This window comes from Spongiibacter sp. (genome assembly GCF_041602295.1).
GTDB lineage: Bacteria > Pseudomonadota > Gammaproteobacteria > Pseudomonadales > Spongiibacteraceae > Spongiibacter.
Genome location: NZ_JBFIGO010000117.1, coordinates 1 through 7,661, shown reverse-complemented (window position 1 = coordinate 7,661; position 7,661 = coordinate 1). Strand labels below are relative to the sequence as shown.

The 7,661-nt window shown below is 53.2% G+C and carries 8 protein-coding genes; 1 reads left to right on the top strand and 7 read right to left on the bottom strand.

The window, feature by feature from the left end:
- Positions 1–942, top strand: a 942-nt coding sequence (locus ABYM29_RS13810; RefSeq protein WP_372865363.1) for a mannitol dehydrogenase family protein, incomplete at its 5' end; no start/stop codon positions are given.
- Between the two features lie 81 nt (positions 943–1,023).
- Here the strand turns inward: ABYM29_RS13810 and rffA are convergent.
- The 7 genes from rffA to ABYM29_RS13775 form a co-directional block, all read right to left on the bottom strand.
- Positions 1,024–2,163, bottom strand: a complete 1,140-nt coding sequence (gene rffA / locus ABYM29_RS13805; RefSeq protein WP_372865362.1) for a dTDP-4-amino-4,6-dideoxygalactose transaminase — start codon at positions 2,161–2,163, stop codon at positions 1,024–1,026.
- Entirely contained in the window at positions 2,163–3,056 is an 894-nt protein-coding gene (locus tag ABYM29_RS13800) for a formyltransferase family protein (RefSeq protein WP_372865361.1), read from the bottom strand. Before ABYM29_RS13800 ends, rffA begins: the two co-directional genes overlap by 1 nt.
- On the bottom strand, positions 3,053–4,117 hold the full coding sequence (locus ABYM29_RS13795) for a TDP-N-acetylfucosamine:lipid II N-acetylfucosaminyltransferase (protein ID WP_372865360.1): 1,065 nt from the start codon (positions 4,115–4,117) through the stop codon (positions 3,053–3,055). The genes ABYM29_RS13800 and ABYM29_RS13795 overlap by 4 nt, the downstream gene beginning before the upstream one ends.
- Positions 4,117–4,983, bottom strand: a complete 867-nt coding sequence (gene rfbA, locus ABYM29_RS13790; RefSeq protein WP_372865359.1) for a glucose-1-phosphate thymidylyltransferase RfbA — start codon at positions 4,981–4,983, stop codon at positions 4,117–4,119. The genes ABYM29_RS13795 and rfbA overlap by 1 nt, the downstream gene beginning before the upstream one ends.
- Positions 4,980–6,056, bottom strand: a complete 1,077-nt coding sequence (gene rfbB, locus ABYM29_RS13785; RefSeq protein ID WP_372865358.1) for a dTDP-glucose 4,6-dehydratase — start codon at positions 6,054–6,056, stop codon at positions 4,980–4,982. Before rfbB ends, rfbA begins: the two co-directional genes overlap by 4 nt.
- A 20-nt stretch (positions 6,057–6,076) precedes the next feature.
- On the bottom strand, positions 6,077–7,006 hold the full coding sequence (locus ABYM29_RS13780) for a glycosyltransferase family 2 protein (protein ID WP_372865357.1): 930 nt from the start codon (positions 7,004–7,006) through the stop codon (positions 6,077–6,079).
- A 12-nt stretch (positions 7,007–7,018) separates the two neighbouring features.
- The coding region (locus ABYM29_RS13775; protein ID WP_372865355.1) for a glycosyltransferase family 4 protein at positions 7,019–7,661 on the bottom strand (643 nt) is incomplete at its 5' end.

Genomic DNA, 7,661 nt, shown 5'->3' with positions numbered 1-7,661 from the left:
TCCGCGGCCCTGGCGCGCCGTCGCCAGCAAGGCCTGACCGGCCTGACGCTTCTGTCCTGCGACAACCTCAGCGACAACGGTCACAAACTCAAGGCGGCCCTGCTGCAGTTCAGCGCCAAACAGGATGCCGATCTGGCGGCGTGGATCGAGCAGCACTGCCGCTTCCCCAACACCATGGTCGATCGCATTGTGCCCGCGGTCACCGCCGAACAAAGCGCGCAGTTCCGCTCGGACTTCGGCGTTGACGATAGTGCGCCGGTATTTAGCGAGACGTTTTCACAGTGGGTTATCGAAAGAAACTTCGCCGGACCGGTACCGCCCTGGGACAAGGTTGGCGCCGAGTTTGTCGACGACGTCGCCCCCTTTGAAGCGCTGAAGTTGCGCACCCTCAATGCCAGCCACTCACTGATCGCCTACTTGGGCTGTGTGACCGGCAGAGAAACCGTCGCCGAGGCATTGTGCCACCCAGACATTCGCCGCGCCGTCGAGGGCCTGATGCGCGACGAAGCCCAGCCCAGCCTCAACCTACCCGGCGACTTCTCTATTGAAGACTATCAGCAAGCCCTGCTGACGCGTTTTGAAAACACCGCACTGAACCACCGCTGCGCGCAGATTGCGATGGACGGCTCACAAAAGATCCCCCAGCGCCTGGTCCCGATTATAGCGTGGCAGCTCTCGCACAATGCATCGATTCACTACGCCAGTCTCGCCATTGCCGCCTGGCTGTTATTCCTGCGCGGCGAGTCGATCGACACCTTGCAAGATCCCTTAAAAGAACAACTCACCCAGTTGTGGCAAGGCAGCGCCGAACAGGCGGTGGACGCACTGCTGGCCATGCAGAGTATTTTTCCGGACAGTATCGGCGGCAATGCCCAGCTTAAAACCGAGGTTTTAGCTTGGCTGGAAAAGCTGATGAAACACCAAGCAATATCATTGCCTTGAACCCTCGAATCAGCTTAAACCTATAGCCCCAGGCGAGCGGCTGATTAACCGAGACAAGCTCGCCAATACGAAAAATATGACTCAGGAAAAGAATGCGATAACCTCTTCGCAGACTCGATCAATATCCCGGTGAGCGATACCGTAATAGAGTGGCAAACGAAGTAAACGCTCGCTCTCAACACTAGTATGCTTATCCACACCGTCGAAACGGCTGTACTGACTTGCCACCGACGCCGAATGCAAGGGCACATAGTGAAATACCGCTAGAATATCCCGCGCCTTCAGGTGGGCTAACAAACGTCCCCGCTCGTCTAAACTCGCCACCTTCAAATAAAACATATGTGCATTATGAACACAGTGTGGCGGGATAGTCGCCAAGCTAATGACGCCACGTTCAGCTAGGGGCGCCAATCTGTCGTGGTAACGCTGCCAGCTTTCAAGGCGATTGGCCGTAATGGATTCTGCGCGCTCTAACTGCCCCCAAAGGTAGGCCGACTGTAGCTCGCTGGGCAGATAGCTACTGCCTATATCTACCCATGAATATTTATCAACTTCACCGCGAAAAAATTGACTCCGATTTGTCCCCTTCTCGCGAATCACCTCCGCACGCTGTGCAAACTGCTCATCGTTAATAATGAGCAGCCCCCCCTCACCACCGCTCGTTACATTCTTAGTTTCGTGAAAACTAAACGCCGCTAAATGGCCATGAGTACCGACCGCTCTGCCACGATAAGTGGCTTGCATCGCCTGTGCAGCGTCTTCGACAACATAAAGGTTGTAGCGCCTGGCCAACGCCATTATTGCATCCATTTCACAGGCAACGCCTGCGTAATGCACGGGCACAATAGCCCGCGTTTTATCAGTAATCGCCGCCTCGATAAGCGTCTCATCGATATTCATCGTATCGGGACGGACATCGACAAACACAATTTTCGCACCACGCAACGCGAAAGCATTTGCCGTACTGACAAAGGTATAACTCGGCATTATCACTTCGTCGCCAGGCTGAATATCAATTAACAACGCGGCCATTTCCAAAGCGTGTGTACATGAAGGCGTCAGCAATGTTCGCGCGACTTTTAACTGATTCTCGAACCAGCGCTGGCAGCGTTTGCCAAAGAAGCCATCACCGGAAATTTTGTCGCTAGCCATAGCTTGAAGCACATACTGCTGCTCGTTGCCAGTCAGCGGCGGGCGGTTGAAAGTAATAAAGTCGGTCATCAGCAGCCCTCAAATCGTGTGCGAAACTTCAGCTTACCCAGCATAGGTTCGCCTTGGCTATCGCGAAGGTCAGTCACCTTCAGCAAACCCGAACCACATACAATGACTGGCAGCGTCGCTTCAAAGAAAATTATTTTACCGATATGGGCGGCACGATTTTCAACGCGAACATCAGCCACCGGAACGGCATCCAATACACGCACTAAACTGCCATTAACGCTGGCCGAAGCACCATTATAGGGATAGCCAACCGCATCGATAAAACGGCAAACCTCATCAGCCGAGCGAGAAAAATCTATGCGGTAATCCAGCTCATCTCGCCACAAACTATAACTGGCATCGCCATCATTCTGGGGCACACCTTTCAATGTACCCTCGGCCTGGATAGCGGAACCAACGTCAACTGCCAGCCTCGCATAGAGTGTGGCCGCCATATCTATGGCCTCGGAAATTTTTAGTGGGTAATCAACCGGCAATGCCGCCTGAGCGACAATGTCTCCCCGGTCATACTCTGCCGAGGCCAGCAGTGCAGTAACCGCAATTTCCCCACAACCATCGACGAGCATATTCACTAAGGGCGCAAAACCACGATATCGCGGCAGCGGTGAATCATGAAAGACCACCAAGTTTTCGGCGTCGTCAATCAACCAGCGCCAGCCAATGGCAAACTTTGCATCACACCGAGGCAGGCCACCTGGCAATGCCTTGCCCCGCTCAACAAATGAAATATCGCTATCACTACAGTAACTTGCTATATCATCAAAAGCATCATATTGGATCGCACCATCGCGAGCCGCGACGACATAGGCGATCGCCCCCCCACCAAATGCATCGACAAAGGCCTGTAGCGCCTGCAAGCCTTTGCTGCCAATAATGTGAAAGCCTATTTTCATAATGATTCAAAAAGCTCCCGGTATTGCATCACCAAGCTCTCCTCAGAGAACACACTAGCGATCCGACTGCGGTTACTTTCAGCAATCTTCGGCGCGATGGGATTAAGGTCCAAGGTATCAACATCAAAAACTTTGATTTCCTCTTTAGCAAACAGTGCCCAAGGAGTGATATCACTGCGCATATACACTTTTTTCCCCAAACCCAGCAGACTAATTATATTCCCCATGGCCTGCTGGCGACGGTGGTTAAATACTGCAATATCCACACGACCAAGCAAACGCACATAGTCCGCAAACGGCATAAAACCCGTAATGGCCTCGAATTTATCGCCAAACAGTCGCTGCCCTTCCTTAATCACTGAGTCCGCATAGCGCTTACGCCCATAAGATAGCGGTGCCACGATGCGAATATTTTCCCGAGAGAAAGCGGCAAGCCGCGACAGCGCATCTAAATGTTCATTGCGGGGGTCCGCAGAATTACCCAGCAGAATCACTATCTCATCACTGGACACTGGCTCGCCGACGTCAGGCAAAGGCTGGTAGAGGTTGCTGGGATACATAAAACAGCGATGTCCCTGACCTGTAGCCCCATACCATTCGCGCGCCAAGGCAATATCACCATCGATATAGCTAACCAAGTGTCCCATACGACGGATTACAAACGCCCTGATACGCTCGAAAAAATTAGTGCGAATACTGCGCTTACGGAAAACATAATGATATAAATCGGCACCCCACATCACCCAGTAACATTTGGGCAGCACCCAAAATTGTAGTGCCAGAATTTTCACCATATCCTTGGCAAACAAACCGTGCAGAAAAACTTTATCCGCCGCTTTAAACTCGCGAAAATACAAAATAAATAGCGCTAGACGGCCGATATTTTGGGGTACGAGCACAACATTAGCGCGCGCGCGAATCGCAAATTTTTCATCTTCGCGAATAATAAAGCGGTGCTCAGTCTCATCGAAATGCTTTTCAACAAAGTCAATAAACGGCTCCGTAAACTTCTGGGCATTCATGCAGTGGAGAAAAGGCGGCCTATGCATCGTCGAATCCATTACTCAGCCAACAAAGACAACAGATAATCACCGTAGCCACTCTTACCTAAAGCCCGGCCAAGTCGTTCAATATCCTGCTTCGTCAACCAGCCACGAAAATACGCGATCTCTTCTAGACAGGCTATTTTATAACCTTGCCGAGACTCGATCGTTTCCACAAAATGCGCTGCGGCCAACAAGCTGTCGTGCGTACCGGTATCCAACCAGGCAAATCCCCGCCCCAGTAATTCGACGCTTAACGCCCCCTTTTCTAAATAGGCGTTGTTAATACAAGTGATCTCTAGCTCGCCTCGCTCAGAGGGCTGTATTTGCTTGGCAATATCGACCACCTGATTGTCGTAAAAGTACAGGCCAGTCACGGCAAAATGGCTTTTCGGCTTAGCGGGCTTTTCCTCTATTGACAGCGCGCGACGCTGCTCATCGAACTCCACCACACCAAAACGCTGGGGGTCTTTAACCTGGTATCCGAACACCGTTGCACCGGAAGTCTTCGCCGCAGCGGCCTCAAGCATGGGACGAAAACCCTGACCGTAGAAGATATTGTCACCCAGCACGAGGCAAACACTGTCCCCGGCGATAAATTGCTCACCAATAATAAACGCCTGCGCCAACCCTTCTGGGCGCTCTTGTACCGCATAGCTCAACTGCACGCCAAAGTCGGCCCCGTCACCCAGCAGTCGCTGAAAGGAAGCCTGATCCTCTGGCGTAGTAATAATCAGTATGTCGCGAATACCCGCCAGCATAAGCACTGACAGCGGGTAGTAAATCATTGGCTTGTCGTAAACGGGCAACAGCTGCTTAGACACCCCTTTAGTTATAGGGTGTAGGCGCGAGCCACTTCCCCCGGCTAAGACGATACCTTTCATGTTGCCTCCCGACCGCCAACGCCTAGGCGCTGGCGCTGATAACTGCCGTTTTGAACGTTGTGGCACCACTGGGTGTTTTCTAAATACCAATCCACCGTTTTAGCAATGCCACTTTCAAAGCTCTCCTCCGGCAACCAGCCTAAGTCGCGCTGAATTTTACCGGCATCAATTGCGTAACGCCGGTCGTGCCCCGGACGATCGGCAACAAACTGAATCAGCTCGCGGTAACTAGCCAACCCACCGGGCCGCTGCGGCCGCCGCTGGTCGAGAAGGTCGCAAATGTATTGCACAACATCGAGGTTCTGCTTCTCATTGTGGCCACCAATATTGTAGGTTTCACCCACCCTCCCTTTCTCGAGAACAGTGAGCAAGGCTCGCGCGTGATCCTCCACGTAGAGCCAGTCACGGACTTGATCACCTTTGCCATAGATAGGCAGCGGCTTGCCCTCCAAGGCATTAAGGATAACCAGCGGTATTAATTTTTCCGGGAAATGATAAGGACCGTAATTATTGGAACAATTAGTAAGCAATGTCGGCAAGCCATAGGTTCGCCCCCAAGCGCGCACTAAGTGATCGGAACTCGCCTTGCTAGCAGAGTAAGGTGAGCTGGGCGCATAGGCCGTATCTTCAACAAACAGCGCATTGGGGCCGTCGAGATCACCATACACCTCGTCGGTAGACACGTGATGAAAACGAAAACGCTCTCGGCGCTCTTCATCAAGCCCAAGCCAATACTGTCGCGCAGACTCCAATAGCGTATAGGTGCCGACGATATTGGTCTCAATAAAGGCAGCGGGGCCATCTATGGACCGATCAACATGGCTTTCCGCAGCCAGGTGCATAATGGCATCGGGCCGCTGCTGCGCAAAAATACGATCGAGGGCCGGGCGGTCACAAATATCGACCTGCTCAAATTGATAGCGCTGCCCCTGGCTGATGCCCGCAAGGGATTCTAGATTGCCGGCATAGGTCAGCTTGTCAACGTTCACGACCGAATGATCGGTACAGGACATAATATGGCGCACCACGGCAGAGCCGATAAAGCCCGCCCCACCAGTAACTAGAATTTTCATATTGTCTGTACCCGAGGCATTCAGTGACCCTCAATATTTGTGTAGCTATCTGTCCTTGCACCCAACAAGCCGCTCAACACACCGGCGCTGCGACACATTTTCATCAGTGCCTTATAGTAAGACACATTGCGCATCAGCATACGGCTAAGCAGCGCGACAATGCTGTATACAATCAGCTGGACAAGCGATGACAGCAGCAAACTTACTGCTGAGCGCCCCGCCTCTCGCTTGCGCCACGCCAAGGTAATGCCCGCACGGTATTTGCGCTTTGCCAGCCAGCGACTCGTCAGCCGTGACATTGGGATTCCCTCATGCACTTTAGCCTCGGCACATTCGACGATTTTTACACCTTTTTCAGCGACGGCGCAGAAAAACAACGTATCGGTACCACCTGCCAGAGGCCGGCTTTCATCAAAACGAAGCCCTAGTTCGCGGGTGAGATAGATGGGTATCAAGACATTATTGGTCGCACAGCTGCCCAATTCTGTTCCCGTCGGACGGCCTTTTTCAAAAAATATTTCCGCCATGTAAGCGGGAGCAGCCGCCGGCAACTCGGGGACCACCGCGCCATGCACAACCGCCTTGCCACCCAACTGCTGCGCGTAACCAACTAACTCACAGAGCCACTCGGGCTCTACCCACTCGTCATCATCAATAAACACCAGATAATCGGCATTGTGTTGATGCGCCTCGGCAATGGCGCGATTGCGCGCAACGGGTATGCCGCGACGCGGCTCAGCAGCATAGTGCAATGCCACAGGAAACTTAGCCCGCCAATCCTCGTATACCGGCAACGCAGACTGCTCGGGATCGTTATCAATAATGCTGACAAGTACTTCGCTGTTAGCCGGCCGCCGCATCGCCGCGAGACTCGACAGCGCCTTCTCTAATAAAAACGGCCGCTGACAGCTGCAAATTGCAATATTGATTCGCGCCAAATGATCACTCATAACGGCCTCCCACTAACGGCTCTCGGCGATGCGTCGATAAAAATCCAGGTAGGCATCGACAATCACTTGCCGGCTATATGTGCTGGCGTAAACCCCAGCAGCGTTGTCGACCATGCGTTGACGCAAACCGCCATCGTCCAGAGTTGCGCTTATCGCCTCAGCCAGCTGGCCAACGTCATCAATATCAGTGAGCAAGCCTGAATATTCATGTTCGATCACTTCACCGGGGCCCTGCGAACGCGTGGCAATAATCGGACAGTGGTGAGCAAAAGACTCCATCACAATCGAGCCCAAACCCTCGTGACGAGAGGGGCAAACAAAGGCATCGACACTGCGCATCAGCGCGGTAACATCATTGCGCCAGCCCAAAAACCGCACACGCCGGTCCAGCCCAAGTTCGCTACACAGAGTTTTCAGCGCCTGCTCTTCCGGGCCACTGCCGGCCAGCCAGAGATGGGCCTCGGGCACCGCGACCAGCGCCTGCAACAAGGTATCAAAGCCCTTGTTGACATGAAGCCGGCCGGCCGCCAGCAACAGCGGGACATCGGCAGGGGTATCAAAGCTATCGCGGGGCAAAGGCGCCACCGGTGTTTCGTCGGCAAAGTTGGGGATATGCACCACGCGCTCTTCGGGCATGCCACCCTCGATTAAGTGG

Coding starts and splice junctions, on each gene's coding strand:
- rffA (WP_372865362.1), bottom strand. CDS start 2,163: ATGACCGACTTTATTACTTTCAACCGCCCGCCGCTGACTGGCAACGAG.
- ABYM29_RS13800 (WP_372865361.1), bottom strand. CDS start 3,056: ATGAAAATAGGCTTTCACATTATTGGCAGCAAAGGCTTGCAGGCGCTA.
- ABYM29_RS13795 (WP_372865360.1), bottom strand. CDS start 4,117: ATGGATTCGACGATGCATAGGCCGCCTTTTCTCCACTGCATGAATGCC.
- rfbA (WP_372865359.1), bottom strand. CDS start 4,983: ATGAAAGGTATCGTCTTAGCCGGGGGAAGTGGCTCGCGCCTACACCCT.
- rfbB (WP_372865358.1), bottom strand. CDS start 6,056: ATGAAAATTCTAGTTACTGGTGGGGCGGGCTTTATCGGCTCTGCCGTG.
- ABYM29_RS13780 (WP_372865357.1), bottom strand. CDS start 7,006: ATGAGTGATCATTTGGCGCGAATCAATATTGCAATTTGCAGCTGTCAG.